This window comes from Euzebya tangerina (assembly GCF_003074135.1).
In the GTDB taxonomy this organism is placed as follows: Bacteria; Actinomycetota; Nitriliruptoria; order Euzebyales; family Euzebyaceae; genus Euzebya; species Euzebya tangerina.
In genome coordinates, this window is record NZ_PPDK01000001.1 from 1,365,809 (window position 1) to 1,391,848 (window position 26,040).

20 protein-coding genes are annotated in these 26,040 nt (G+C 69.2%); 9 read left to right on the forward strand and 11 right to left on the reverse strand.

Features of this window, described 5'->3' with window-relative positions; translation table 11 throughout:
• Positions 1-62: 62 nt before the first annotated feature.
• Complete coding sequence (locus C1746_RS06300; protein WP_116713796.1) at positions 63-917, forward strand: hypothetical protein; 855 nt, start codon at positions 63-65, stop codon at positions 915-917.
• A 162-nt stretch (positions 918-1,079) separates the two neighbouring features.
• Here C1746_RS06300 and C1746_RS06305 read toward each other — a convergent pair whose 3' ends face one another.
• Positions 1,080-1,922, reverse strand: a complete 843-nt coding sequence (locus C1746_RS06305) for a 50S ribosomal protein L11 methyltransferase (protein ID WP_116713797.1) — start codon at positions 1,920-1,922, stop codon at positions 1,080-1,082.
• Positions 1,923-1,985: 63 nt separating this feature from the next.
• Here C1746_RS06305 and C1746_RS06310 point away from each other — a divergent pair, with 63 nt between their 5' ends.
• Complete coding sequence (locus C1746_RS06310) at positions 1,986-2,801, forward strand: hypothetical protein (protein ID WP_116713798.1); 816 nt, start codon at positions 1,986-1,988, stop codon at positions 2,799-2,801.
• A 35-nt stretch (positions 2,802-2,836) separates the two neighbouring features.
• Here C1746_RS06310 and C1746_RS06315 read toward each other — a convergent pair whose 3' ends face one another.
• Positions 2,837-3,994, reverse strand: a complete 1,158-nt coding sequence (locus tag C1746_RS06315; RefSeq protein ID WP_116713799.1) for an acetate/propionate family kinase — start codon at positions 3,992-3,994, stop codon at positions 2,837-2,839.
• Complete coding sequence (gene pta, locus C1746_RS06320; protein WP_116713800.1) at positions 3,991-6,117, reverse strand: phosphate acetyltransferase; 2,127 nt, start codon at positions 6,115-6,117, stop codon at positions 3,991-3,993. The genes C1746_RS06315 and pta overlap by 4 nt, the downstream gene beginning before the upstream one ends.
• A gap of 74 nt (positions 6,118-6,191) precedes the next feature.
• Here pta and C1746_RS06325 point away from each other — a divergent pair, with 74 nt between their 5' ends.
• The 3 genes from C1746_RS06325 to C1746_RS06335 are packed head-to-tail and all read left to right on the forward strand — an operon-like array spanning position 6,192 to position 8,401.
• The gene (locus tag C1746_RS06325) at positions 6,192-6,824 is read left to right on the forward strand and encodes a hypothetical protein (RefSeq protein WP_116713801.1); all 633 of its coding nucleotides are present in this window, start codon (positions 6,192-6,194) and stop codon (positions 6,822-6,824) included.
• Positions 6,821-7,672, forward strand: coding sequence for an aminotransferase class IV (locus tag C1746_RS06330; protein ID WP_162867450.1), 852 nt, complete (start codon positions 6,821-6,823; stop codon positions 7,670-7,672). Before C1746_RS06325 ends, C1746_RS06330 begins: the two co-directional genes overlap by 4 nt.
• Positions 7,673-7,723: 51 nt before the next feature.
• A complete protein-coding gene (locus tag C1746_RS06335; protein WP_116713803.1) occupies positions 7,724-8,401 on the forward strand; it encodes a DUF2510 domain-containing protein in 678 nt (225 codons plus the stop codon).
• Positions 8,402-8,509: 108 nt separating this feature from the next.
• Here C1746_RS06335 and C1746_RS06340 read toward each other — a convergent pair whose 3' ends face one another.
• Genes C1746_RS06340 through C1746_RS06350 form a run of 3 tightly spaced genes read right to left on the reverse strand, consistent with a single transcriptional unit; the run spans position 8,510 to position 11,592 of the window.
• Entirely contained in the window at positions 8,510-9,469 is a 960-nt protein-coding gene (locus C1746_RS06340; RefSeq protein WP_116713804.1) for a methylenetetrahydrofolate reductase, read from the reverse strand.
• Between the two features lie 36 nt (positions 9,470-9,505).
• Positions 9,506-10,546: a LacI family DNA-binding transcriptional regulator gene (locus tag C1746_RS06345; RefSeq protein ID WP_116713805.1), complete on the reverse strand. Its 1,041-nt coding sequence runs from the start codon at positions 10,544-10,546 to the stop codon at positions 9,506-9,508.
• A complete protein-coding gene (locus C1746_RS06350; RefSeq protein ID WP_116713806.1) occupies positions 10,543-11,592 on the reverse strand; it encodes a LacI family DNA-binding transcriptional regulator in 1,050 nt (349 codons plus the stop codon). The genes C1746_RS06345 and C1746_RS06350 overlap by 4 nt, the downstream gene beginning before the upstream one ends.
• A 185-nt stretch (positions 11,593-11,777) precedes the next feature.
• Here C1746_RS06350 and C1746_RS06355 point away from each other — a divergent pair, with 185 nt between their 5' ends.
• The gene (locus C1746_RS06355; protein ID WP_116713807.1) at positions 11,778-13,205 is read left to right on the forward strand and encodes an ABC transporter substrate-binding protein; all 1,428 of its coding nucleotides are present in this window, start codon (positions 11,778-11,780) and stop codon (positions 13,203-13,205) included.
• Positions 13,206-13,294: 89 nt separating this feature from the next.
• On the opposite strand, the gene C1746_RS06360 is transcribed toward C1746_RS06355, so the two are convergent.
• Positions 13,295-14,326, reverse strand: coding sequence for an NAD(P)-dependent alcohol dehydrogenase (locus tag C1746_RS06360; protein ID WP_205711738.1), 1,032 nt, complete (start codon positions 14,324-14,326; stop codon positions 13,295-13,297).
• Between the two features lie 31 nt (positions 14,327-14,357).
• Positions 14,358-15,074, reverse strand: a complete 717-nt coding sequence (locus C1746_RS06365) for a DUF4386 domain-containing protein (protein ID WP_116713808.1) — start codon at positions 15,072-15,074, stop codon at positions 14,358-14,360.
• Between the two features lie 137 nt (positions 15,075-15,211).
• Between C1746_RS06365 and C1746_RS06370 the strand changes: the two genes are divergently transcribed.
• Positions 15,212-16,225 (forward strand): AraC family transcriptional regulator, encoded by a 1,014-nt coding sequence (locus C1746_RS06370; RefSeq protein WP_116713809.1) that lies wholly within the window; start codon positions 15,212-15,214, stop codon positions 16,223-16,225.
• 22 nt (positions 16,226-16,247) lie between these two features.
• Here C1746_RS06370 and C1746_RS06375 read toward each other — a convergent pair whose 3' ends face one another.
• The 3 genes from C1746_RS06375 to C1746_RS06385 are packed head-to-tail and all read right to left on the reverse strand — an operon-like array spanning position 16,248 to position 22,449.
• A complete protein-coding gene (locus C1746_RS06375; protein ID WP_116713810.1) occupies positions 16,248-17,498 on the reverse strand; it encodes an AI-2E family transporter in 1,251 nt (416 codons plus the stop codon).
• Entirely contained in the window at positions 17,495-18,793 is a 1,299-nt protein-coding gene (locus tag C1746_RS06380) for a M18 family aminopeptidase (RefSeq protein WP_116713811.1), read from the reverse strand. Before C1746_RS06380 ends, C1746_RS06375 begins: the two co-directional genes overlap by 4 nt.
• Positions 18,793-22,449 carry a multifunctional oxoglutarate decarboxylase/oxoglutarate dehydrogenase thiamine pyrophosphate-binding subunit/dihydrolipoyllysine-residue succinyltransferase subunit gene (locus tag C1746_RS06385; RefSeq protein ID WP_116713812.1) on the reverse strand — a complete coding sequence of 1,219 codons (3,657 nt, stop codon included), beginning with the start codon at positions 22,447-22,449 and terminating at the stop codon, positions 18,793-18,795. Before C1746_RS06385 ends, C1746_RS06380 begins: the two co-directional genes overlap by 1 nt.
• 85 nt (positions 22,450-22,534) lie before the next feature.
• Between C1746_RS06385 and C1746_RS06390 the strand changes: the two genes are divergently transcribed.
• Positions 22,535-23,200 carry a hypothetical protein gene (locus tag C1746_RS06390; RefSeq protein ID WP_116713813.1) on the forward strand — a complete coding sequence of 222 codons (666 nt, stop codon included), beginning with the start codon at positions 22,535-22,537 and terminating at the stop codon, positions 23,198-23,200.
• 90 nt (positions 23,201-23,290) lie between these two features.
• Positions 23,291-26,035: an ATP-binding protein gene (locus C1746_RS06395; RefSeq protein WP_116713814.1), complete on the forward strand. Its 2,745-nt coding sequence runs from the start codon at positions 23,291-23,293 to the stop codon at positions 26,033-26,035.
• The last annotated feature ends 5 nt before the right edge of the window (positions 26,036-26,040 follow it).

Genomic DNA, 26,040 nt, shown 5'->3' on the forward strand with positions numbered 1-26,040 from the left:
ATGTCCGCAGTGACCCATCGCGGGGATGTTAGCGTCCAGCCGATGCCCAGCTGCCGGACTGCATGCCGCCGATCGTGTCCCGTCTGACCAGTCGTCTGCTGCTGGCTGCGGCGCTGGTGGTCCTGGTCGGCTGTGGCCCGTCGAGCCCGACCCAGGATCCCGTCCTCGACCTCATCGGCCACGTGCCGGCCGAGGTGGCCGCCGCTGGGCTCCACGTCCGTGCGGACACCGAGGGGCACGAGCAGCTGCTGGAGGCACTCCAACTCGACCCGGATCAGGTCCAAGCGGTGGGGCGGACCGGTGCCCCGGCGCTGCGGGTGGTGACCGGTCGTGGGTTCGGGGCCGTGGCCGAGCGACTGCGCGATCTGGGCTTTCCCTCGACCGCCAGCGCCACCTCGGAGGATCCTGCCTGGGAGATCTTCGAACGGCCTGCCGAGTTGGAGGGGTTCATCGGGATGCCGGCCATCGCGATCGCAACCGGGGTGACCAGCGATGCCGGAGGGGTTCGCGACCTCATCGCGATCGGGGACCTCGAGCAGTTGGCCGCCGTGGAGCGCGGAGGGAGGAGCCTGTCGGTGACCCGGCAGGAGCTGGTCGGCGCCAGCTCGGCACTCGTCGGCAGGCCGGGGGACGTCACGGTCTCCGTGGTCACCCTCCCCGCGGAGGAGGGGGGACCCTCCACCGGGATGGTCCTGCTGGAGTATCCCGCCGCGGTCGAGCAGTCCGAGGCCGTCGCGGTCGCGGTCACCCTGCGCACGCTGGCTGCGGAATCGCCCGAAGCGCTGTGGAGCGTCGGCGCTCCTCTGGCCAGGGATGCGGTCGTCACCGTTCCCCTCGAGTGGCTGGCCGATGGGGACGTGGTCCTGCGGCGTGGCCTCGACACCGACCTGCTCGAGCGCATCACCCAGGACGACTAGTTAATTCTTTTGTGAATTTAGGCACAGACTCCGCCGCCAACCTGCCGAACACTCTGACGTACAACGACCTATCTCGACGCCGGCGAGATGGACACGGCGGTTCATGTCGCCCGGCGATGTGTTGGGCGCGGCGGCTCGACACATCACCCAACGCCCCGAGGATCACCTCGGGGCGTTGGGCTTTCTTCCGCGCGCTGTCGCGACCTCGCCAGCGCGGTGGCCGACCAGCACCGCCCACTCGGCACCGGAGGTCACCGCCATCGTCACGCCCAGCCGCTCGAACCGGTGGACGGCTTCCGCCTCCCTGCCGACGGCCACACCGGAGGTGATGACCGTGCCGCCTGGTGCCAGGAGAGCCACGAGGTCCTCGGCGATGGCCAGCAGCAGGTCGGTGATGATGTTGGCGACGACGACGTCGCCGGCCGCCTCGACCTCCGCACACGAGCCGACGCGCAGGCTGATCTGATCGAGATCGTGGGCGGCCACGTTGGCTTGCGCGACCTCGATGGCCTGGGGGTCGAGGTCGACGCCGGTGACCCGCGCCGCCCCCAGGGCACGCGCAGCCAGTGCCAGAACGCCGGTCCCGGTGCCGATGTCGACCACGTGGCGGCCACGCAGGTCCTGCGCCTGCAGAGCCTGGAGACAGCCGGTGGTCGTCTCATGGTGGCCGGTCCCGAACGCCAGGCCCGGCTCGATCACCAGCACGATGTGGTCCGCGCCGCCGGCCGGATCTGCCACGGCGTCTGCTGCCGGCAAGATCGTGACCCGCCCGACGGTCACCGGCGTCAACCCACGCTTCCACTCCTGCGACCAGTCCGTCTGGCGTACGTACTCCCAAACCCCCTCCACCGGCAGCGCGTCGTCGGGCCGCTCGGTGAACCACACGGTCGTCACGAAGCCGTCCTCGCTCAACCCTGCCGTCTCGATGCCTCCTAGCGTCAGCGCATCGGACACGGTCTCCAGATCCAGGCCGGTCACCCGATAGGCCCAGGCGTCGGTTGTCATCAGGTGCCTGTCGCGGTCATGGGCTCGGGGTACGGATCGGGAAGAGTGGGAAGGGTCCTGGCCATGGCCGACCTGCTGGATGACGCGAAGCGCGTGGTGCTCGCCTGGCCGGGGCGAACCGTACCGCTCCTCTCACCGATGGCGTTCTGGTGGGACGGTCGCAATGTCTGGTTCTCCACCTCCAGCGCCTCGGTCAAGGCCAGGATGCTGGGCGGCAACGGTGAGTGCGCACTCTACGTCCCGCCCGTGGACGACGGCGACGACGGGCTGGTCGCCCGCGGTCAGGCGAGGGTCTTCGGTCTGGCCGATCCTGTCGGCCTGGCCACCCACGCGGGGATCCTGGCGGCCGCGCAAGCGGCGCTGATGTTGAAGAACGCCCAGTCCATGGTCGGGTACCTGACCGACGCGCCGAAGATTCCGCGGGAGTTCCTGCCGCCCAACCGTGTCCTGGTCCGGGTGGCCCTCGAGGACCACCAGTCCGTCGTCCCACCCGGGATCGGCAAGGGCATCGCACCGGGGCTGCCGACCGAGGTGCCCCCCGAGATCCGCCGCTCGCTGGGTGGTGCTCGTCGGGTTGTGCTCGCCACGCAGGCGGACGGGGTGCTCGGCCTCATGCCGGCGGTGTGGGGCGCGGGGTTCAGCCTGGTGGTGCCGAAGGGGATGGTGCTGCAGGACGGCAGCGCGGTCACCGCCGTGTTGGATCACGACCCCGGGTTCCGCCCCACGGAGGTGGCGGGCATATCGCTCAGCGGCACCGTCACGACGAGCGGCCCGAAGCCGAAACTGCAGCCCGAGAAGGTGCGGTGGTGGTCGGGCTTCGATCTCGACACTGCCGAGGTGTCGAGCTCACCGACCAGCACCATCGTGATCCCGGACTGACCCCCCGCACGCAGCGTGTCCGCTCAGTCGGGCCATCAGGACCCAGAGGACACGCACTCCAGGGACTGAGCGGCGATCATCCGCTCCTCGTCCGTGGCGACCACCAGCACGGCCGCTGAACCCGTGCCGATGTCGACCGGCCCATCGCTGGCGTTGCAGGACGCGTTCACCGCGGCGTCCAGTGACAGACCCAGGTGGCCCAACGGCTCGACGACAGCTGCTCGCATCCGGGCCGAGTGCTCGCCGATGCCGCCGGTGAACACCACCGCGTCCAGCCCACCCAGGACCGCGATGTACGCACCGACGTACTTCCGCAGCCGGTGAGCGGCCACCTGGATGGCGAGCTCTGCGGCGGGATCCCCGTCGGCTGCGGCCGCCTCCACCGCTCGCATGTCGTTGGAGCCGGACAGGCCGACCAGGCCGGACTGTCGGTTGAGCGCCGTCTCCACCTCGCCGGGGGAGAGGCCCTCCCGGAGCAGGTGGAAGATCACCGTGGGGTCGACGTCCCCGCTCCGCGTCCCCATCACCAGCCCCTCCAGTGGTGAGAGGCCCATCGAGGTGTCCACTGATCGGCCGCCGTCAACGGCACACGCCGAGGCGCCGTTGCCTAGGTGCAGGGTGATCAGCTTGAGGACACCCAGCGGGCGACCGAGGGCCTGGGCCGCTCGGCGGGCAACGTAGTCGTGGGAGGTGCCGTGGAAGCCGTAGCGGCGGACGCCGTGGTCGTCGTACCAGTTCTGCGGGACGGCGTAGCGGTACGCCTCCTGCGGCAGGGTGCCGTGGAACGCGGTGTCGAAGACGGCCACGTGGGGCAGGTCCGGTCTGAGCGCGCGGGCCACACGGATGCCCTCCAGGATCGGCGGGTTGTGCAGCGGCGCAAGCGGCGAGAGCTGCTCCAGCGTCTCGATGACCGCATCGTCCACAATGGTCGGTTGGGTGAAGGCCTCGCCGCCGTGGACCACCCGATGGCCGATCACCGAGAGGTCGTCGAGCAGGCCCTCCTCGCGCAGGCGGCTCGCGATCGCATCCAGCCCCGCGGCGTGGTCGGGGACCTGGCTGCCCGCCTCACCGATCCCCTCGACGATGCCGCCGGTCACCGCCTGAAGGGTGTCCAACGGATCACCGTCACCCTCGGGTGTGAAGACCTCGTACTTGATCGAGGAGCTGCCGCAGTTCAGGACAAGAACGGTCATGACGCGTCCGAGCCGGTTGGATTCTCCGGCGGCTGCGCCAGCTCCATCTGCGCCTGCACCGCCGTGATCGCCACCGTGTTCACGATGTCGGCGACCAGACAGCCGCGGGAGAGGTCGTTCACGGGTTTGTTCAGACCCTGCAGGACCGGGCCGATCGCCACAGCTCGCGCGGAGCGCTGCACCGCCTTGTAGGTGTTGTTGCCCGTGTTCAGGTCGGGGAAGACGAACACGGTCGCGCGGCCGGCCACGTCGGAGTCCGGCAGCTTCTTCTGCCCCACACCCGCGTCGATCGCGGCGTCGTACTGGATCGGACCCTCCACCGGGAAGTCCGGGTTGCGCTCCTTCACCAGCTTCGTGGCCTGCCTGACCCGGTCGACGTCCTCGCCGGCCCCGGACCCACCGGTCGAGTACGACAGCATCGCCACGACCGGGTCGATGCCGAACGTCCGTGCCGTCTGGGCCGACGACATGGCGATGTCGGCGAGTTGCTCCGCCGTGGGGTTCGGGATGATCGCGCAGTCGCCGTACACCAGCACGCGGTCGGCCAGGCACATCAGGAAGACGCTGGAGACGTTCTCGACCCCCGGCCGGGTCCGCACGAACTCGAACGAGGGGCGGATCGTGTGCGCCGTGGTGTGGGCGGCACCGCTGACCATCCCGTCGGCGTCCCCCAGGTGGACCATCATCGTCCCGAAGTAGGAGACGTCCCCCATCACTTCGAGCGCCCGGTCCAGCACCATGCCCTTGTGCTTGCGGGCCTCGACGTAGGCCTGCGCGTATCGCTCGCGGGTCTCCTCGGCCGCCTCGCTGTCGGGATCGATCATCGAAGCACCGCTCAGGTCGACTCCCACTGCCGAGGCCGTCCGGCGGATCTCCTCGACCGACCCCAGCAGCGTGAGGTCGACCACCTGCCGACGCAGCAGCAGGGCCGCAGCCTTGACGATCCGCTCATCGGTTCCCTCCGGCAGCACGATGTGCCGCCGATCGGCCCGGGCCCGCTCGATCAGGTCGTACTCGAACATCAGCGGGGTCACACGATCGGACCGGGTCAACTCGAACTGGGCCAGCAACTCCTCGGTGTCCACGTGCTCTTCGAACAACCCCAGCGCCGTCGCGATCTTCCGCTCGGAGGTCGCGGTGATGACGCCGGCGACGTTCGAGACGGCCTTGGCGGTCTCATAGGTGTCAGTCGGCACCGCGTAGACGGGGATGGGCACGCCTCCGAGGCCTTCCAGCAACTTCATGATCTGCGGCGCGGGGGTGATGCCGCCCGACAGCAGGACACCGGCCGCGTCCGGATAGGTGTCGGCGAGTCGACTGGCCAACGCGCCGACCAGCACATCAGGCCGGTCCCCGGGCGCGATGATGAGCTCGGCCGCATCGATCCGGTCCAGCATGTTCGGCAGCGACATCGCCGCCACCTTGAAGGAGGACACCTCGACGTCGGTGGTGCCCCTGCCCGCATGGATCTCGGTGGCGTCGAGGCTGTCGAGGATCTCCGCCAGCGTCGGCATCCCGAGTCGTTGGTGCTCGGGGATGACGGCGGTCAACGGGCTGGTGTCGGCGAGGAGGTCCCGGACCGCGTCCACCTGCTCCGGAGGCACCCGGTTGAGCACGATGGCACTGGTCGCCACGCCCTCGCCGTCCAGCGCCTGGGCGGTGACCTCGGCTGACTCGGCGATGTCGTCGGTCGTCTGGCCCGAGCCGTTGACCACCGCAACCACGGATGCGCCCAGGTGGTTGGCGACCTTGGCGTTGAAGTCGAACTCGAGTGCCGACCGGGATCCGGTCTGGTCCGTCCCCTCGATCAGCACGATGCTGCAGCTCTCGGCCAGGTCGCGGTAGGCGGCGATCATGCCCTTGAAGATCTCGTCGCGCCGGCCCTCGGCCAGCATGGCGTCGACCTGCTCGTCGGTGTAGGCGTACGTGGCCCGGTCGCCCAACTGGTAGCGGTCGCGCATCAGTGCCATGCGGTGGTCGGCCTCGCCGCTGGCCACCGGTCGGAAGTACCCGACGTCGTCCACCCGGCGGGAGAACAGCTCCATCAGGCCGAGCGCAACCATCGACTTGCCCGCCTGGGGTTGGACTGCGGCGAGGTACACGGACGTCGGCGGGGTGCTCATGTGTGCGATCCTCCCCAAAGCGAGGCCGGTCCACAACACCGCCCTCACCCCGACGCGAGATCACCACCATCCCCATGGCACCGACCACCCATCACCACCTGTTCGAGGGTGCGATCACCGCCGCGGCGTTCGCCAGCGGCGATGCCGTGGTGGTCGGGACGTGGGCCCGGTCGCCGCTCGGGACCTTCATCGACGTCATGTGGCGGACCGATGCGGGCCGTCGGATCCTGCTCGCCCCCACCACAGACGTCGCCACCTACGTGGACGGCCTGTACGCGTTCGACGAGGTCCGGGTCGGTCCGATCAGTGGCGGCGTGCGCGGCGACTTCCTCGACGTCGTGGCGGGGCCGCTCCACCTCACCGCGGTCCTCGCCGGACGGCAGTGGCAATCCCTGCTGTTCGCCCTCCGACCACGCGTCCTGCGACGCGCTCCGAGCTGGATCCGCATCGAGGACCAACTGGCTCGACCGGTCATCGGGCGTCTCCTGGGTGGGGGCGCCGGCGTGCGTGCCGCCGGTGTCGCGCCGGGCGGCCAGACCGAGTTCTACGGGGCCGACGACTGGCGGCGCCTTCGTGACGCCCAACTGTTGGTCGCGGGGGAGGACGCTGGGGCGCTCTCGCCGATGCCCGCCGACTTCGGTGTCGGCCTGTCGGCATTCCCCACGATCCCCGCATCGGTCCGCGTCGGTACGATCGTCCAGCCGTGACCATCGCCTCCTCCGAGCCGCATGCCGCACCGTTGCCTGCCACGCGCCAGACCGCGCGCATCAACGGCGTGTCCTGTCCACTGGCGGACGCCGCCCTCGCCGTGACCGACGCTGGCGTCGCCCGCGGGGACGGCGCGTTCGAGACGGTCGGCGTGTGGGGCGGTCGGGCCTTCCGGCTGGAGGACCACCTGGATCGTCTGGAGGCCTCGGCCGCCGCCATCGCCTTGGACCCGCCTCCCCGTGAGGACTTGCTGGCCGACGCGAGGGCCGTGCTCGACGGCGTGGCGGCCGACGCCGCCCTCCGGCTGTACGTCACAGCGACGGGCAGTCGGATCGTCACCCTCTCGGCGCTGCCGGAGCGGGGGACGGTTCGTGTGCTCAGCCCCCAGCCAGCGCCGTGGATCCAACCCCCCGCGGCGTACCATCCCGCCGGAGCCAAGACCATGTCGTACGGGCCGAACATGACGGCTGGTCGGCTGGCGGTGCGCGACGGCGCCGATGACGCACTGCTGATCAGCCATCCCGATGCCTGGATCCTGGAGGGGCCGACGTTCGGTGTGGTCTTTGCGTCGGGTGGCGTGCTTCATGCCCCCTCCGTCGACCTCGGCATCGTCGACTCGATCTCACGGCGGACGCTCCTCGAGATCGCGGGTGACCGGGGCATCGAGGTCCTCTACGGGCACTGGCCGCTGGCTGAGCTGGCCACTGCGGATGAGGTGATCATCTCCTCCTCCCTCCGGCCGGCGACGGCCGTCGCCCGGGTGGGATCGTGGACCTTCGGCGAGCATCCCATCGCTGATCTCCTGGATCGGGAGCTTCGAAAGCGTCGGCGCGAATTCTCGAGCTGATGGGCTAGCCTCGGGCGCAACCCACCAGCAGGATTTTGACGAGGAGACCTCGTGAGTCAGTCAGAGGCACCAGCAGCCGATTGGTATCAGGACCCGTCGGGGCGGTTCCAGTTCCGCTACTGGGACGGCGAGACCTGGACGGGGCACGTCTCGACCGACGGTGAGACCGAGTGGGACCCACCAACCGACGAGCCCGACGGAGGCTCTGAGGATGCCGGGGTCGAGGATGCCGGCGCTGCGGGGACGGATGGCCAGTGGGCCCCGGAGGAGGCCGCCGCCTCAGCTGAAGCAGCCGCGCAGCCAGCCGCAGAGTCGGCCGAGCCGGTCGGCGGTGCGATCGAGGAGGGGGAGCCCTCGGACGCCAACCTCGTCGCCAACAGTCGCGCCGGCGTTGACGACGACATCCAGGAGTGGGTGGACGAGGTCGCGGCGCAGGTCGACCCACGCCTCAGCCGCATCAACCGGGCCTGGACGTCACAGCCGCAGGCCGAGGCCGCGCGCGCCTGTGCCTACGGGCTGCTGCTGGGTCACCTGGCGCACCTCCACCCGCACATGCGCGGCGAGCTGTCCCAGGTGGCGGAGGCCCACCCGTCCTTCACCACGCTGGAGGCCGGCAGCCGGCTGGAGACCCTGGAGCAGATCGCCGGCGACCCGCAGCGCAGCGCCGCCTGGCTGGGTCCGCTGATCGGCGAGGAGAACCCGGACCAGGTCCGGATGCTGTTCGACTGATCGGTCCCAGAACGCGCGGACGGGCCGCCCGGTTCACCGGCGACCCGAATGGTGTCCTCTCCGTCCCGCATGCCGAACCGAGGGGACATACTCGGCGTGCGGTAGGCCTCAGCCCACGAGGTCGCGGAGAGGCTCGGCGACCCGCACCACGTGGCGGGCCGTCGACATGATGTAGAAGTGGATGCCGGGGACGCCGGCCTCCAGCAGCTCCTCGGCCTGCTCGCGGGCCCAGGCCACGCCGACGTCGGCGACCTGGCCGTCCGGAGCGGCCATTGCCTCGTCCGCCAGCGCCTCCGGGATCTCGGTGTAGAAGCTGCGGGGCAGCAGGCTGAGCTGCCGCTTCGAGGTCAGGATCTTCAGGCCCGGCACGATCGGCACGCCGATGCCAGCTTCCCGGCAGCGCTTGGCCCAGTCGAGGAAGTGGCGGTTGTCGAAGAACATCTGGCTGACGACGTAGTCCGCACCGGCCTCGACCTTCTGCTTGAGGTGCTCGATGTCCCAGCTCGCGTTCGGCGAGTCGACGTGGGTCTCTGGATACCCGCCGACGCCCACACAGAAGTCCGTCGGTGCGGCGTCGAGAAGGTCAGCGAGGTACCGGCCCTCGTTCATGTCGCTGATCTGAGCGACGAGGTCGCTGGCGTACTCGTTGACCGTCCGGTCCGCCCGGGTGTCGGCCCGCTTCCCGGTCTCGTCGCCGCGGACCGCGAGGAGGTTGTGGATGCCGAGGTAGTTGAGCTCGATCAGCGCATCCTCGGTCTCCTCCTGGGTGAACCCGCGGCAGAGGATGTGGGGGACGGCGTCGATGCCGAAGCGGTACTGGATGGCAGCACACAGACCGAGGGTCCCGGGTCGCTTCCGTGTGGTCCGCTTCTGCACGGTGCCGTCCGACTGCTCCTCGTAGGTCACCTCCGCCCCATGGCTCGTGACGTCGATGAAGGGCGGATCATAGGGGGCCAGGTCGTCCACCACGGCCAGGACGTCGGCGACGGAGCTGCCCCGCTTCGGCGGGATGATCTCGTAGGAGAACAGCGGCCGCTCGGCCTGGGCGTAGTGCTCGGTGACCTTCATGGCCTCCAAGAGTAGTCCTGCGGGGTTACCGCTTCGTCAACCAGTCGACGGCCCATCGGCCGACGTGCTGCTGGTGCGGATGACCAGCCTCGTCGGCATGACATGCCGTTCGGGCGGGGCACCCTCGGCCATCTCGGTCAGGAGAAGCCGGGCTGCTGTGCCACCGATCTGATCGATTGGCTGCTCAACCGTCGAGAGGCCGGCGAGTTCGGCGATCTCGTCGCCATCGGTGCCGACGACCGCGACGTCTCCGGGCACCGTCAGACCCAACGACCGAAGGGTCTGGATGACTCCGACTGCCAGATAGTCGGACATGCAGTAGATGGCCGAGGGAAGGCGCGCACGGCTGAGGAGCGCGGCTGCGGCCGCCCGGCCGCCCGCGATGGTGAACTCCCCGGCTGCCTCGATGACCTGGTCGCCGATGCCCGCGGCGTTCATCGCGGCCAGGTAGCCGGCGCGGCGCTGGGCCACGACCGACCCTGCGCACGTGGAGAGTTCTCTGCCCGCCACCAGTGCCACGCGGGTGTGGCCCGCATCGATCAGGTGCGTCGTTGCCGACTCGGCGACCTGCTTGTCGTCGATCCGAACGGACGAGAAGCCCTCATGCTCGCGTCCGCCGACGAACACCACGGGGACGTTCCAGCCACGAAGTCGTTCCATCGTGGGTGGTTGAAGATCCTGGTTGACCACGATCGCACCATCCACCCGTCCGTCCGTCACACCGCCGACGACCCCCGTGGGGAGGATGGTCGGGTCTTCGGCCGCCATCGCCACGGTGTCGTAGCCCGCCTCGAACAGTCGGGTGTGGATGGCAGAGAGGATCTCGCGGTCGTACCAGGGCTGGAGCGATCGCAGAACGATGGCCACCGCACGGTTCGCGCGTGCCCGCAGGCTTCGGGCCTGGGCGTTGGGCCGATAGGCAAGTTCGGTCGCAGCAGACAAGACGGCGGCGGCCGTGCTGGGAGCGACGTTCTCCATGCCACGGAGAGCCCGACTGGCCGTCGCGATGGACACGCCGGCGTGTCGGGCGACGTCCTCGAGCGTCGCCGGAGCCGAAGAGCTCGGTTGCCCACTCATGGCGGTGTTCCCGTGGTCTCGCGAATGAGCAAGTCGGCGGGCAACACCACATGACGGTTCGTCGCCGGGTCAGCCAGGCACTCCAGGAGCAGCTCTGCTCCGGTGGCGCCGATCGCTGGGACCGGTTGCCGAACGGTGCTCAGCCCATAAGCATCGGCGAGTTGATGGCCGTCGACGCCGACGACCGACACGTCTGCCGGGACGGCGAGACCCATCTCCCGCAGCGCGATCAGCGCGCCGACTGCCATCCGATCCGACATGCAGAACAGCGCGGTCGGCGGTCTGCCACGCCGCCCCAGCAGCTGGCGGGCTGCGTCGTAGCCGCCGCGAAGGCTGTAGTTGCCGCTGGCTTCGAGACCGGCGGGTTCGAGATCTCCCTGTGCGTGTGCCTCCAGGAACCCCTGATAGCGCCGTTCGGAGGAGTCGAACTGGAACGGTGGGCGGCTCTCGCCCTTGATCAGACCGATTCTCGAGTGGCCGAGCGCCAACAAGTGGGCCGTCGCCATCCTGCCGACCGCGACATCGTCGATCATCACACCCGGGACGTCTGGAACCAGGCGTCCCGTGGTCGCCGTCGGCACGCCCATCCTCCGAAGCTCCCGCAGCGCGTCGGCCGGGATCGGCACATCGACCACCACGAGGCCATCAACCCGGGAGCGGCTCGGATCGGCGTCAGCGAAGAGTCGGCGGAGGCCTCCCGGCTCGTCGATGACCGCGACGACGGTGTCGTAGTCCCGGTCCGCCAGGAACGTCTGGGCCCCGGAGACGACCTCAGCCGAGTACCAGTGATTCAGGGCCGGGACGGCCACGGCGATGTTCCGCGTGGCTCCCCGACGAAGGTTCGACGCGACCTCGTTGCGGCGAAACGCGAGGTCCTCAGCGGCCCGCTGAACCCGCTGCCGGGTCGCGGACGCCACATTGGGGTTGTTGGCCAGCGCTCGGCTGACGGTGGCGACTGACACACCAGCTCGCTCTGCAACGTCCGCCATGGTCGCACGGCTCGCGGCCTCGCGGTTCCGCTGCAGGGCTCGGGATGTCTCGACCATGGTCTCCAGTATCGCCCGCGCCAGCGCAGACTGACGATTGGTCAGTAAACGATTGCGCTTGCAATGGGTAAGGTTCGGCGAAAGCGCTTTGAAAGTGGTGTTGTAATCGATTGCAGGTTGGTGTTACATACGTCATCGCTCGCCCCTGGCCGGGGGCGGAACCGACGATCGACTGGAAGCCGACGATGAGAACACGTGGACGCCTCGAAGGAGTGCTGCTCGTCCTTGCCCTCTTGGCAGCTGCCTGTGGCGGTGCTGAGGAGAGCACTGGCGACCGGGCAGCCACCCCTGCCTCGGAGCCTGCTGATGAGGTAGCTGAGGAGGCCGGTGGTGCCGTGACCGAGGGCGCTGCCGAGGATGACGGCGGAACGGCCGGTGAGGGCGGTGCTCGTGACTTCGGTGGTCAGTCGATCACCATCACCGGGTCGGAGCGCGATGAGCCGTCGGTGACCGCGATCAACGCGGCGCTCGACCGCTTCGAAGAGCGCGCCAACCTCGAGATCGAGTTCCTGGGCGATGCCGACTGGGAGGCCAACATCAACACCCAGGTCTCGGGCGGCAATCCCCCCGACATCTCCATCTTCCCGCAACCCGGCAAGCTGATCGCCTTCGCCCGAGATGGGCTCGTGGTGCCGCTCGCCGAGGAGACCAACACCGCGGTCGATGAGTACTGGGACGCGAGCTTCCAGACCGACGTCGAGTTGGACGGCGTGCTCTACGGCGTTCCGGTCAAGACCGACCTCAAGTCGCTGGTGTGGTACCAGCCGGCTGCCTTCACCGAGGCCGGCTATGAGGTGCCGCAGACCCTCGAGGAGTTCACCGCCCTGGTCGACCAGATGGCGGCCGATGGCGGACCGGCGCCGCTCTGCGTCGGCATCGAGTCCGGCGCCGCCACGGGCTGGCCGTTCACCGACTGGACCGAAGACCTCGTCCTGCGGCAACACGGTCCGGAGGTGTACGACCAGTGGGTGTCCCACGAGATCCCCTTCGACGACGAGCGGATCGTCGAATCCATGCAGACGGTCGTGGACCTGTGGTCCGGCGACAACGTCTTCGCGTCAGGCGGTTCGGTCGCTGCCACCGCCTTCGGTGACAACGCGCAGCCGATCCTCGACGGCAACTGCTGGATGCACCGGCAGGCCAACTTCTTCGCGGGATTCTTCCCCGACGGGACACCCTTTGCGGATCCGGACGACCCGAACGCGGTTGATGCCTTCTACTTCCCGAGCGACGGTGATGAGAACCCGGTCCTGACCGCCGGCAACTTCGCCGCGGTGTTCAACGATGACCCTGCAGTCCACGCCGTCGTCACCTACATGGCCAGCGCCGAGTACGCCGAAGCACGCCAACTGGCCCAGACCGAGGCGCTGGAGGGCAGCATCTCCGGCTACCTGTCTGCCGCCCGCGGTCAGGACATGAGCGTCTACCAGCCGCTGGAGCAGGGCTTCATCGACATCCTGACCGGCACGGAGGTCGCTCGTTTCGACGGCTCGGACCTCATGCCCAATGAAGTAGGTGCCGGCAGCTTCTGGACCCAAGGGGTCGACCTCGTGATCGGCGACGTCGATGCTGAGACCGCAGCCGAGGCGATCGAGGCCACCTGGCCTGAGTGACGTTCGTCTCTCCCTCCTTCCTCTCGGGAGAGCGCGTGTGCCCGCCGATCCGACGCTCGGCGGGCACACGGCGTTCCTCCGCCGACAACTCACGTCTCGTGAGCGTTCGGGACCAGCACGACCTTGCCGCGCGCTCGGCCTGAGCGGAGGTGGGCGAAGGCGTCGGCGACGTGGTCCAACGGGAAGGTCCGATCCACCATCGGGGTGACCAGGCCGCGGTCGACCAGGTCCGCCAGGCGCTCCAGGTGATCGGCGTCCTCGGCCGCGATGAAGGTCGTCAGGCGCTGGCTGACGACGGCCGAGGTGATCCGCGCCCGGAGTTGCCGGTCGAGCCCGCCGAGCAGGCGACCACCACCCTCGCCACCCACGATGACCAGGCTGCCGGACGGGGAGAGGGCACGACGCAGCGCACGCAGTGACCGGTTGCCTCCGGTGTCGATGATGATGTCGTACTGACGGCCCTCGCCCAGCGGGTCGGTGACCGTGTAGTCGATGACCCGGTCAGCGCCCAGCGAGCGGACCAGGTCGTGCTTCGCGCCCCGGGCGACGCCCGTCACGACGGCATTCCGTGCCTTGGCGATCTGGACGACGACGTGGCCGACCCCTCCGGAGGCACCCAGCACCAGGACCTCGTCTCCGGGTCGGACCCGGGCGTGGACATCCACGGCCTGGAGTGCGGTCGAGCCGGTCACGGCCAGCGCGCCGGCGTCGACGACGTCCATGCCACGCGGGATTGCCGCCAGCTTGGTCTCGGGGGCGACGGCGAACTCGGCATACGTGCCCGTCCCATGTCCGAAGACACGGTCGCCCGCGGCGAACCGCGTCACCGCTGGTCCGACGTCCCGGACGACCCCGGCAAGGTCGAGGCCGGGGATCGGCGTCTTGGGTCGACGGAGGCCGAAGGCGAGGCGTGTTGGGTAGGGGAGGCCTGTCATGAGATGCCAGGCGCCGTGATCGATGCCCGCGGAGGCGACGGCGACGAGGACCTCGAGGTCGCCGATCTGTGGCATCTCGACGCTGCGGACCTCCAGCGTCTCGGGCGGTCCATAGCGGTCCTGGACGACAGCGCGCATCGTCGTGTGGCCCTGGTGGATGGGTGTGGTGGTGGGTGAGGTCGTCATGGCTGACTCCTTCTCTCTCGTGATGTGGTCGTCAAGGGTTGGTGGTCGCGTGTGGCGCGAGGCCGTGGCGGATCAGACGGACGGCGAACGCCGGCTCGACCACCATCGCGATCAGGTACAGCGGGTCGATCGCGGCGCTGAGCGAGGGCGCCCACAGCGCGGCTGCGGAGCCGACGAGGTAGACGACACCGGTCGCGGCCATGCCGACGGCAAGCCACCGTGGGACCAGCCGGTAGGTCCACAGCAGCCGCGCGAGGAACAGGCAGGAGAACCCGAAGGCGATCAAGCCGGCGTCGTAGCCCAGGGCGTGGGCCTCCATGAGCTCCATTGCGGTGGCCCCAGCGGAAGTCTGTGCGGCCATCAGGGCGCGGGTCAGGTTCAGCAGGTTGACGGCGATGACGGCGCCCTGCAGGACGCGGAACAGGGTCGTGGCGAGAGCAAGTCGCCGGTCGAGGTGCCGGAGCAGGAGGTACAGACCCACACCGACCATCAGATCGAAGCCCACCATGATCAGGTCCGCGGCGATGCCTGCCTGGAACAGGCCGGTGTTGGCCAGGATGTTCGAGGCCGTCCGCGCCGCGTCGTCCGCGACGAGCAGCTGTCCACGGACGACGAACTCGGCGAAGATCCCCGTTGCGATGATGCCGATGTAGGCAAGGCCGACGACGATCGAAATGGCTCGATGTCGGTCGGCAGCCGGACCTCGAGCCGGTGTGGTCTGGGGGTGACGGGTGGTGGTGGCGGTCATGAGAGCCTCCGTGGTCGGGGTTCAAGCGATGTCGGTGACGCTACGGACCGCCCCGGCTGCGGTATTGGCCCTCGCCGCCAATCGCTTGACCATCTCCGCCACACCGCCTCAGAGCTCCCTCGCCACCTCCGTCGGACATGGCAAACTGCGCCATGGCCTCGGTCGGGACACCGGTGATCAGGCGGATCGTGCAGGTCTCCCGGGGCCCCGAGCCCCCGGAGAGGCTGCTGGCCCAGATGGGTCTGCCGGCCGATGTCGACCCGGGGAGCTGGACCACCGAGGCCGTGGACGTGGAGGTCTACTACGAGCTGCTGGAGCGCGTCGCCGGCTACCACGATCCCGGGTTGCCCTTCCGCTACGGCCGCAGCATCCAGGTGGACGACTTCGGCGCGCTCGGCCTGGCCATGAAGACCGCACCGAGGGTGCGCGACGCACTCCTGCGCCTGGTCCGCTACGTCCTGGTGCTCAGTGACACCCTGTCCTACGAACTGGAGGAGGGTCCGGGTGGCCCGCGCTTCCTGCTGAGGGGCAGGTCACACCACCGACGCGGGGCCCAACTGGCCAACGAGTGCGCGCTCGCTGCCGTCACCTCCGTCCTGCGACAACTGGTCACCGGGCCGATCGGGCTGCGCGGGGTGTCCTTCTGCCACGCCGCGCCGGAGTCCGATGAGCCGCATCGGGAGTACTACCGGGTGCCCGTGAGGTGGTCATCCGAGGTCGATGGCCTGCTCCTCGTCCCTGCCCTCCTCGAGCGACGGACCCGGCTGGGGGACCACGGGCTGTCGGCCTATCTGCTGGACCGGCTGGAGGATCTGTACAGCCAGACCGTGGACCGGTCGCTGGCTCATCGAGTCTCGGTGGCCGTCGCCAGTTCGCTGCCCGACGGCCAGCCCAGCAAGTCGCAGGTCGCCCGGCAGCTCGGGTACAGCGAGCGGACCCTGCACCGGCGGCTGGCCGACGAGGGCCACTCGTTCCAGGAGTTGGCCACCCAGGTCCGCCGGGAGGCCGCCGAGTCGCTGCTGCAGCGCGGCACGCACTCGCTGACCGACGTCGCCTTCCTGACCGGCTTCTCGGACCAGGCGGCGTTCACGCGGGCCTTCAAGCGCTGGACCGGCCGGACGCCGGGGCAGTGGCGGGTGTCGGTCGGGTAGCGCGCGCCGAGCCGAGCCAGGACTAGCCGGGGATGCGCTTGCGCAGATATCCGACCGTCTGGGCGGCGGCCGCCGCCACCGGCACGGCCAGGAACGCGCCGAGGATGCCCAGCAGGAAGCCGCCGACGGTCAGGGCCAGGATGATCGCGAGCGGGTGGAGTTCCAGCGTCCGTCCGAGGATCAGCGGCTGGAGCAGCTGACCCTCCACGTTCTGCACCACGAGCACCAGGATGATGACGAAGACGGCCGTGGTCGGGCCGTTCGACGCCAGGGCGACCAGCGCCGCGAGCAGCCCCGAGATCCCGGCACCGACCACCGGGAAGAGCCCACCGAAGAACACGATCACGGCCAACGGCAGCGCCAACTCGACGCCCAGGATCACCAGCCCGATCCCGATGAACACCGCGTCGACGATGGCGACCAGCAGCTGGCCCTGGATGTACCCGCCGATGGTCTGCCAGCCCATCCGCCCGATGATGTCCACGTCCTCGTGCAGGAACTCGGGGAACACCGACTTGACCCACTCGGCGATGGCTGATCCGTCCTTCAGGTAGAAGAACAGCACGATCAGGGTCAGCAGGATGCCGGTCGCCGTGTTGAACACGGTCTGGAAGGCCGAGACCACTCCGTCGGTGGCCTGCCCGCCGGCTGCCGCCTCCCGCACCGCCGTCGTGGCCTGGTCGATCAGGTCGTTCAGGTCGACGGGTTGCAGGCCGAACGGGCCGCTGGCCAAGAACTCGTCGAGCTGCCGGTACCCCTCGCGGATCGAGGCCTCGAGCGAGTCGAACTGCTCGGCCACGGCCGGAGCGATGAACGACACGATCGCGGTGACGATCCCGAAGAAGCCGAGCAGGGTGATCAGGGCGGAGAGCGCGTCCGGCACACCCTGGGCCTTGATCCGCCGATTGATCGGCTCGAGACCCGCGGCCGGGAACAGCGCGATGATCACAGGAATGATCACGGCGGACAGACGTGCGGTCACCAGTGCCAGACCGATGGTGATGATCGTGATCCCGATGAAGGACCAGGCGTACACCCCGGCACGGACGGTCGGCCGTTGGCTGAGCGGCTCCACCAGCTTGGCGGCAACGTCAGCGGTCTTGACCTTGGGCTCGACCTTCTCGGTCAGCCCGGCCTCGTCGGCGACCGCAACCGTCATCTCCGTCGGCTGGCGGTCCTCGTCGGTCACCGCCGCCACGGACTCCGAGGGCGGCGTGTCCGCTCGGTCCGCCTCCGCCATGCTGGACTCGTCTGTCACATCAGCGTCGCTCACGCCGTCAGATGATTGCGCAGCGCGCCCACCAGATACAACACGTCGACCGTGGCCGACTGTTCACGGATCGAGTGCATCGACAGCAGCGGGTTGCCGATGTCCACCGTCGGGAGCCCGAGACGGGTCGCGGTCAGCGGACCGATGGTCGAGCCGCTCCGGGCGTCGGCCCGGTTGCTGAAGTACTGCACGGGGACGCCCGCGGCCTCGCACCGCTGCCGGAACCAGGCCAACGTGGCGGCGTCCGTGGCGTAGGCCTGGCTGGCGTGGGTCTTGATCACCGGGCCGCCACCCAGACGTGGTCGGTGGCCGCCGTCGTGCTTGTCGGCGTAGTTGGGGTGGACCGCGTGCGCGGCGTCGGCGCTGATGAGGACCGAGCCGGCCACGGCCCGCGCCAGCGACTGCGCGTCGTCATCACCCGAGGCGCTGATCAGCCGCCCCAGCACATCACCGAGCATCGGTCCGGCCGCGCCCTCGGCCGACCCCGAACCAACCTCCTCGTGGTCGTTGCACACCACCACCTGGGTGGCGTCGCCCTGCCCGGCCCGGAGGAGCGCCTGCAGGCCGGCGTAGCAGCTGACCAGGTTGTCCTGCCGTGGTGCGAAGAGGAACTGCTTGTCCACCCCACCCAGCGCCGAGGGTTGGGTGTCGCACAGCACCAGGTCCCAGCCGATGATCTCGCCGTCGACGTGGTCGGCCAGCAGGTCCGCCAGACCGAGGTCCTGAGCCGCCGCGGCGAACAACGGCACGATGTGGCTCTGCGGGTTGAGCTTCAGGCCCTCCTCGTTCAACTCACGGTTCAGGTGGATGGCCAGCGAGGGGATGCGCAGGATCGGCCGGTCGACGTGAACGGACCGGATGGACCCGTCGGCCAGCACCACCCGCCCCGCCAGACCAAGGTCCCGGTCCAGCCAGGTGTAGGCCAGCGGACCGCCGTACACCTCCACCGAGAGCTGCCCGTACCCGACCCGTGAGGTCACGCCGTGGGGGCGAACCTTGAAGGTCGGTGAGTCCGTGTGGGCACCGACGAGTCGGAAGCCCGCCTCGGCGATCGGCGCGGACCCCACGCGGAAGGCCACGATCGTCCCGCCGTCGCGGATGACGTAGCCGGTCGTGCCGGGCTCGACGGTCCAGGCGTCCCGCTCGTCGAGGGCCACGAAGCCCTCGTCATCCAAGCGCCGGGCCATCTCCTCGCAGGCATGGAAGGGGGAGGGGCTGGCATCGATGAAGCCACAGAGGTCCGTGGCGGCCTCGACGTCGACGTGGCGGGGGCGCGCGTCGGGCGGACCGTCCGCCACTACGCCTCACCCGAGCCGATGCCCGCGAACGCGTCACGCATCAGCTTGTCCTGCTCCAACTCGTGGACCGTGTGGGATCCGGTGGCGGGGCTGGCGCTCTCGAACCGTGTGGCCCGCTTCAGCCGCAGGTCGTCACGGACGGCCTCGCAGGCGTTGTAGAGCCGACTGCCGGCGAAGGGCCAGGGGCCCATGTTCTCCGGTTCGTCCTGGACCCACATGACGTCGACGGCGTTCGGGTAGCCACGCAGCGCCTTCTCCACCTGGGCCTGGGGGAAGGGGTAGAGCTGCTCGATCGACACCACCGCGGCGGGATGATCGTGCTCGTTCCGGTAGGCGATCAGGTCGTGGCGGACCTTGCCGGAGCACAGCACCACACGACGGACGCTGTCAGCGTCCGGTCCGTCTGGCTCGAGCAACGTCTCGTTGAACCCGCCCTCGGTGAAGGCCACCGCCGGGGACTGCGCCTCCTTCGCGCGTAGCATCGACTTCGGGCTGAACACGACCAGGGGCTTCAGCACGTCGTGGTGCATCTGTCGACGGAGCAGGTGGAACCACTGCGCGGCTGTGGACGGCTGCGCGATCTGGATGTTGTCCTGGGCACAGAGGGTCAACCAGCGCTCGATGCGGGCCGAGGAGTGCTCGGGCCCCTGCCCCTCATAGCCGTGGGGCAGCAGCACGACCAGGCCTGACTTCTCCTCCCACTTGTCCTCAGCCGCGGTGATGAACTGGTCGATGATGACCTGGGCGCCGTTGGAGAAGTCGCCGAACTGCGCCTCCCACAGGGTCAGCGCGTCGGGTCGGGCGACCGAGTAGCCGTACTCGAAGCCGAGGGCGCCGAACTCGTGAAGTGGGCTGTCGTAGATCATGAACTGGCCCGGCTGGTCGTCCAGGCCCTCCAGGTGCCGCAGCGGGATGTACTCGCTGGCGTCGTTGTGGTCGATCAGCACCGAGTGCCGCTGGGAGAAGGTGCCGCGACGTGAGTCCTGACCGGCGAAGCGGACACTGATCCCCTCCTGCACCAGCGAACCCAGCGCGAGCATCTCAGCGGTCGGCCAGTCGACGGCGTCCTCGGCCAACTGGTCGGCCCGCCGCGACAGCAGCCGGGCCAGCTTGGGGTGCGGCTCGAAGTCGGCCGGCCAGGACGTCAGCGCCTTGGTGATCCGGTTCAGGTGGTCCAGGCTGACGGCAGTGGGGATGTGGTCGAGCACCCCCCGCACCTTGGGTGGTGGAGGCAGCTCGTTGGTCTCTGGCTTGGACTCCCTGGTCTGGCTGAGCGCCTCCTCGAGCTTGGACTTGAAGGAGTCCAGCGCCTCCTCCGCCTGCTCGATCGTCAGGTCGCCCCGGTTGACCAGCTCCTCGGTGTAGACCTTCCGAACGCTGCGGTGGTTCGCGATCGCCCGGTACATGATCGGCTGGGTGAACGCGGGCTCGTCACCCTCGTTGTGGCCGTGCTTGCGGTAGCACACCATGTCGACCACGACGTCGCGACCGAAGGTCTTGCGGTACTCCAGGGCCAGCTTGACGACCCGGACACACGCCTCGGGGTCATCGCCGTTGACGTGGATGATCGGCGCCGACACGGTCTTGGCGATGTCGGTGCAGTACTCACTCGACCGGGAGTGGTGCGGGGCGGTGGTGAACCCCAGCTGGTTGTTGATGATGATGTGGACCGTGCCGCCGGTCTCATAGCCCTTCAGCTGGGACATCCCCAGCGTCTCGGCGACCACGCCCTGGCCGGCGAACGCGGCGTCCCCGTGGATCAGGATCGGCAGGATCGGCCCGGCGCTCGGAGGGTGCTGCCGGACGTCCTGCTTGGCGCGGACCATTCCCTCGACCACCGGGTTGACCGCCTCCAGGTGGCTCGGGTTGGCCGCCAGCGACACCGGGATCTGGTTGCCGCCGGGCGAGGTGTGTGAGCCCGTCGAGCCGAGGTGGTACTTGACGTCACCGGAGCCTTGGACGGACTCCTCCCCGATGTCGCCCTCGAACTCGCTGAAGATCTTGTTGTAGGACTTCCGGAGGATGTTGGCCAGCATGTTGAGGCGGCCGCGGTGGGCCATGCCGATCACGGCCTCCTGCAGGCCGTCATCCGCCGCGGCAGAGAGCAGCCCGTCCATCATCGGGACCAGGGACTCGGCCCCCTCCAGGGAGAAGCGCTTCTGACCCAGGTACTTGGTTCCGAGGAAGCGCTCGAACGCCTCGGCCTCGTTCAGCATCTCGAGGATCTGCTGCTGCTCGTCGGACGACAGGTCGGTCTTGACGCCCTCGAGCCGGGCCTGGAACCACTCCTTCTGCTCGGGGTCGGAGATGTGCATGTACTCGATGCCGACCGTGCGGCAGTAGGCGTCGCGCAGCAGGCCCAGCAGGCTGCCGAGCGTCATCACGTCGTGGCCGCCGATGCCGTCGGTGAAGAACTCGCGGTCGAGGTCCCAGATCGTCAGGCCGTAGGACGCGGGGTCCAGTTCGGTGTGCACCTTGCGGAAGGTGTGCTGGAGGGGGTTCAGGTTCGCGATCAGGTGCCCGCGGACCCGGTACATGTTGGTCATCCGCTGGACGGCCATCTGCTTGGTGGCCCGCGCCGCCTCGTTGTCGACGACCTTGGAGGAGTTGTCGGTCCGCCAGCGCACCGGCTCGTACGGGATCCGCAGCGAGTCGAAGATCTCGTCGTAGAAGTCGTCCTCGCCCAGCAGATAGGTCTCCATGGAGCGCAGGAACAGGCCGGACTCGGCGCCCTGGATGACCCGGTGGTCGTAGGTGGAGGTCATGGTGATGACCTTGCCGATGCCGAGCGAGGCGACGGTGCGCGGGTCTGACCCCTTGAACTGGGCCGGGTAGTCGATGGCACCCACGCCGATGATCGCCGACTGGCCCTTCATCAGCCGTGGGACCGACCCGACGGTGCCCAGACCACCCGGGTTGGTCAGGGTCGCCGTCGTGTTCTCGAACATCTCCGGGGAGAGCTTGTTGGACTGGACCAGTCGGATCATGTCCTCGTAGGCCCGCCAGTACTCCGCGAAGGTGAGGGTGTCGACCTCCTTGATGTTCGGCACCAGCAGCACCCGGCCGTTCTTGCGCTGGATGTCCACGGCCAGGCCCATGTTGATGTGGTCGGGCTGATGGACGTAGGGGGTCCCGTCGGCATCCTCGTGGTAGCTCTTCGTCATGGCCGGGTGCGCCATCAGCGACTTCACCATGGCCCAGCCGATGAGGTGCGTGAACGAGACCTTCCCACCACGGGTGCGGACGAGTTGGTTGTTCAGGATCCGCCGGTTGACCTCGAGCAGCTTCGCGGGGACCTCCCGCAGTGACGTCGCCGTCGGCACGGTGAGCGACGTCTGCATGTTCTCGGCGATCGCGGCCGAGACACCGCGGATCTTCGTCGCGCCGTCAGGGACGATGACCTCCTCGGCGTCTGGCTCCTCGGCGTCTGGCTCCTCAGCGGGGGTCGACGGCGCTTCCGCTGTAGCCCCGTTGGTCGAGGGCGAGGTGTCGGTCGGGGCGGTGGGAACACGAGAGGGTGCCCCGTTCGGCACGTAGTCGGCGAAGAAGTCGTGCCACGACTCCGGGACGCTGTCCGGATTGGCCAGGAAGTCGCGGTACATCTCCTCCACGATCCAAGCGTTCGAGCCGAAGGACGTGGTGGACGAGTCAGCCATGAAGGGGTCCCAGGGGAGAGGGTTCGGAGGACGGGTGGTGCAGCCGTGATGGTATCAACGTCCTTCTCCTAGACTCCTTGCAGGTATGGGCGCTCTCAACACCCCTGGCGGTCACGCCCCGACGCCCCCGACAGCCAAGCCGCGAGGCCGCGGTCTGATCCGTGCCGGCGTCCTCTGCATGGTGCTCGCGGTGGTCCTCGGGGCCGTCGCGCTGTTCCAGGCCTTCGGGCCACTCGTGCAAGCCTCGCCGGAGCCCATCACCGGGCCGACCACGGTGCAGATCGAGGAGGGTGGGTCCTACGCGATCTACTCGGTCGGCCGAGTTGGCGCCGTCGGGGACAGTGGGTGCGCGGTCACCGGTCCGAACGGGGAGGTGGGGCTGCAGGCGGCGTTCGGGAACCAGACCCTCACGACGGGAGGGCAGACCTACTCCCTGCGCCAGACCTTCGACGTGGAGCCCGGCACCTACACGGTGTCCTGCGCCGAGAGCAACGCCCGATACGCCGTCGGCCCCGAGGTGAACGTGTTCCGGACGGTCGGCCTCGGCTTCATCGGCATCTTCGGGGGCATCACGATGTTCATCGTCGGAGTCGTGTTGCTCATCGTGGGCCTCGTCGTCCGCAGCCGGAGCAAGAGCGGCGGGTCGCCCCCGGGATACCCCGGGCAGCCACCCCCCGGACCGTACGGCCAGCCCTACCCCGTGCCGAACCAGCCGCACCCGGGCAACTACCAGGGACCAGTCGGATGGTGACCGAGTTCGGCGTGGCGCCTCCCGCCTCAGTGGAGGCACTGAAGTAGGTCTACCGACCTCCGCGGAGGGGTTTGTTAGGCTGCGGCGGTCATGACGGAACCTAGCCATTGGCTGGTGGGGCGAGAGCGGGAACGGGCCCAAGTGGAACGGCTCGTCGCGGATGCGGCGGCCGGGAAGAGCTGTGTCCTGGAAGTCAGGGGTGAGCCCGGGATCGGCAAGACCACGCTGCTCGGCGAGACGATCCAGATCGCGGACCGGCATGGGGTCGCCCGCCTTCCGATCCACTTCCAGCAGGGCGAGGAGGAGCTACCGCTCGCGGCCATCCGGCGGGCCCTGTCGGCGGTCCGGGACGATCCCGACCAGCGGCGCCTCGAGCGGCTGTTCGGCGTCAGCGGCCGGGACGTCCGGTACATGATCGTTGACGCGGCCATCCAGGCGATGATGGGCGTGATCGAGCGGCACGAGCCGCTGGTGATCGTGTTGGAGGACTGCCAGTGGGCCGACGGCGAGAGCCTGCAGGTCATGCGGTCGGTGGTCCGGCGCTGTGCTGACCGCGGGGTGGCCACCCTGATCGCCGCCCGGCCCGTCCCGCGCCCCGGAGGCCTCCGCCGCCTCATGCGCATGGATGGCGTGCGAACCACCACCATCGAGTTGCCCCCCTTCCACACCAGCGCGCTCGACGACCTCGCCATCGCGGAGCTCGGCGCTCCACCCGGGCCCCGCCTGCAGCAGCAGCTCGCGAGAACAGCCGGCAACCCGCTGATCGCCACCGAGATGCTGCGTGAGATCCGGCGCCAGGGCCTGCTCGAGATCGCCGACGGCGTGACCGACCTGCGGGACGGTGCCATCCCGCACGGGCCCGACCTCGACGGGCACGTCGACCGACGTCTCGCCGATCTCTCCTCCACCGCTCGGCAGATCGTGGTCCTCTGTGCCCTCAGCGACCTGACCGCCGTCCAGCTGGCGCGTCTGCTGGACCGCACCGTCGCGGGCATCTCCGTCGCCATCGCCGAGGCCGTCCGGGACGGCCTGGTCCGGGAGGACGGCGCCAGGCTCCGGCTGCGGCACGATCTGTTGCGAGACGCGGTCCTGGGGCGCACACCACCGTCCGTTCGAGCTGGGCTCCATGCCGACCTGTTCCGCCTGTTCACCGCCGAGGGCGCGGATGTCGAGCGAGTTGTCCCACACCTCGTCGGATCGGGGGATCAGGCGGACGAGTCGGACCTGATCACGATCGCAGAGGCCGGACGTCAGCTGGTGTTCACCGCGCCGACCGTGGCCGCCTCGCTGCTCCGCCGGGCCTTCGTCGCCGGGATCGAGTCCGCCCGCGCCGACCTCGCCTTCGCCCTGATCCTGCTGGGGGACGTCAGCGAGGCGAACCGGCTGATACCGGATGACGACACCACCGATCCGAAGACAGCGGCCTCCATGGGGCTTGCGACCGCGCAGGTCGACTTCCTCCGTGGCGAGCTGCGCTGGGCATCGCGGCGCTTCGAGTCCGTTGCACCGGAACTCCCTCCCGACGAGGGTGCGCTGGCGCTGGCCTACGCCGGTCTGTGCAGCCTGTTCATCGGCCAGCTGGACCGGGCCGAGCAGCTGTCGATGCGCGCTGAGAGCCCCGATCCCGGGCCAGCACAGTGGGCGGCGACGGGCACGGCCTTGCAGGTCCAGGGGTGGGTGGCCGCGCTCCGCGGGCGTGTGGAGCAGGGAGTCCGGTTGGCTCAGGAGGGCCACAAGCTGGCGTTGCAGGCACCCGGCGCCGAAGCCGACGCGAACCTGCCGGACTTCTTCCTCGGTCAGGCGCTGCTGTGGAACGAGCAGTTGGAGGAAGCAGAGGCGACCATCAGGCGCGGCATGGCCCGCTCGGAGGAGCGTGGCATGGGCTGGCACATGGCCTCCCTCCACGCCGTGCAAGCGGACATCGACATCCGTCAGGGCCGCTGGGATGACGCGGAGGCGCACGTCGACACGGCTCTGTCGATCGTCTCCGACCTGGAGGTCGAGCACGGTCTCCCGTGGTGCCTGGGCGCCAAGGCCGAGATGGCGATCGGCCGAGGCGAGGATGCCTCAGCTGTCCTCGCCGAGATGCAGCAGGTCCTCGGACGACTGGGCGGTCAGGGAACGGATCGGCTGCTGCTGCTCCGCGGGACCGCCCACCTCCGCGACGGCGACCACGCTGCTGCGGCTCAGGTCCTCGGGTTCCTCTGGGGAAGGCTTGATCAGACCGGCCTCACCCTGCGGCGGGTGCAGATCGCTCCCGACCTGATGCGGGCGGCCGTTCACGCGGACGGCGAGCGGGCGATCGCGGTGCGCTCGTGGCTGGCGGATCTGTCTGATCGGCTGGCGGGACGCCGACTGGACGCAGCCAGGCTGCACGCTCACGGGTTGACGACCGGGGATGCAGCCAAGCTGGTCGAGGGAAGTGAGATCCTGTGGGAGCTCGGAGATCTCCTGCAGGCGTCGCGGATGTGCGCCGATGCGGTGGCGGTGGCCGCCGACGTCGTGCCGGCCGAGGTCGTCCAGCGGGCGGCGTCCTTCCTCGACAGTGCCGGGGCGACCGCCTGGTACGAGCAGCTGGCCGAGCCCGCCAGCAGCCTCGTCAAGCCGGTGGCCGCCGACGGGTGGGCCACCTTGACGCCGGCGCAGAGCCGGATCGTCTACCTGGTGGGTCAGGGACTCGGCAATGCCGCTATCGCGCAGGAGCTGTCGATCTCCCGTCGCACCGTCGAGTCGCACCTGCACCACACCTATCCCAAGCTCGAGGTGGAGTCACGGGTGCAGCTCGGCCTTGCGGCGGCGAGGAAGATCGACGCGGGCTGGGACCCGATGGGCTGAGGTCC

What these genes read in the sequence shown, in the direction of transcription:
- C1746_RS06300 (WP_116713796.1), top strand. Translation starts at nt 63, where the DNA reads ATGCCGCCGATCGTGTCCCGTCTGACCAGTCGTCTGCTGCTGGCTGCG.
- C1746_RS06305 (WP_116713797.1), bottom strand. Translation starts at nt 1,922, where the DNA reads ATGACAACCGACGCCTGGGCCTATCGGGTGACCGGCCTGGATCTGGAG.
- C1746_RS06310 (WP_116713798.1), top strand. Translation starts at nt 1,986, where the DNA reads ATGGCCGACCTGCTGGATGACGCGAAGCGCGTGGTGCTCGCCTGGCCG.
- C1746_RS06315 (WP_116713799.1), bottom strand. Translation starts at nt 3,994, where the DNA reads ATGACCGTTCTTGTCCTGAACTGCGGCAGCTCCTCGATCAAGTACGAG.
- pta (WP_116713800.1), bottom strand. Translation starts at nt 6,117, where the DNA reads ATGAGCACCCCGCCGACGTCCGTGTACCTCGCCGCAGTCCAACCCCAG.
- C1746_RS06325 (WP_116713801.1), top strand. Translation starts at nt 6,192, where the DNA reads ATGGCACCGACCACCCATCACCACCTGTTCGAGGGTGCGATCACCGCC.
- C1746_RS06340 (WP_116713804.1), bottom strand. Translation starts at nt 9,469, where the DNA reads ATGAAGGTCACCGAGCACTACGCCCAGGCCGAGCGGCCGCTGTTCTCC.
- C1746_RS06345 (WP_116713805.1), bottom strand. Translation starts at nt 10,546, where the DNA reads ATGAGTGGGCAACCGAGCTCTTCGGCTCCGGCGACGCTCGAGGACGTC.
- C1746_RS06350 (WP_116713806.1), bottom strand. Translation starts at nt 11,592, where the DNA reads ATGGTCGAGACATCCCGAGCCCTGCAGCGGAACCGCGAGGCCGCGAGC.
- C1746_RS06355 (WP_116713807.1), top strand. Translation starts at nt 11,778, where the DNA reads ATGAGAACACGTGGACGCCTCGAAGGAGTGCTGCTCGTCCTTGCCCTC.
- C1746_RS06360 (WP_205711738.1), bottom strand. Translation starts at nt 14,326, where the DNA reads ATGACGACCTCACCCACCACCACACCCATCCACCAGGGCCACACGACG.
- C1746_RS06365 (WP_116713808.1), bottom strand. Translation starts at nt 15,074, where the DNA reads ATGACCGCCACCACCACCCGTCACCCCCAGACCACACCGGCTCGAGGT.
- C1746_RS06370 (WP_116713809.1), top strand. Translation starts at nt 15,212, where the DNA reads ATGGCAAACTGCGCCATGGCCTCGGTCGGGACACCGGTGATCAGGCGG.
- C1746_RS06385 (WP_116713812.1), bottom strand. Translation starts at nt 22,449, where the DNA reads ATGGCTGACTCGTCCACCACGTCCTTCGGCTCGAACGCTTGGATCGTG.
- C1746_RS06390 (WP_116713813.1), top strand. Translation starts at nt 22,535, where the DNA reads ATGGGCGCTCTCAACACCCCTGGCGGTCACGCCCCGACGCCCCCGACA.
- C1746_RS06395 (WP_116713814.1), top strand. Translation starts at nt 23,291, where the DNA reads ATGACGGAACCTAGCCATTGGCTGGTGGGGCGAGAGCGGGAACGGGCC.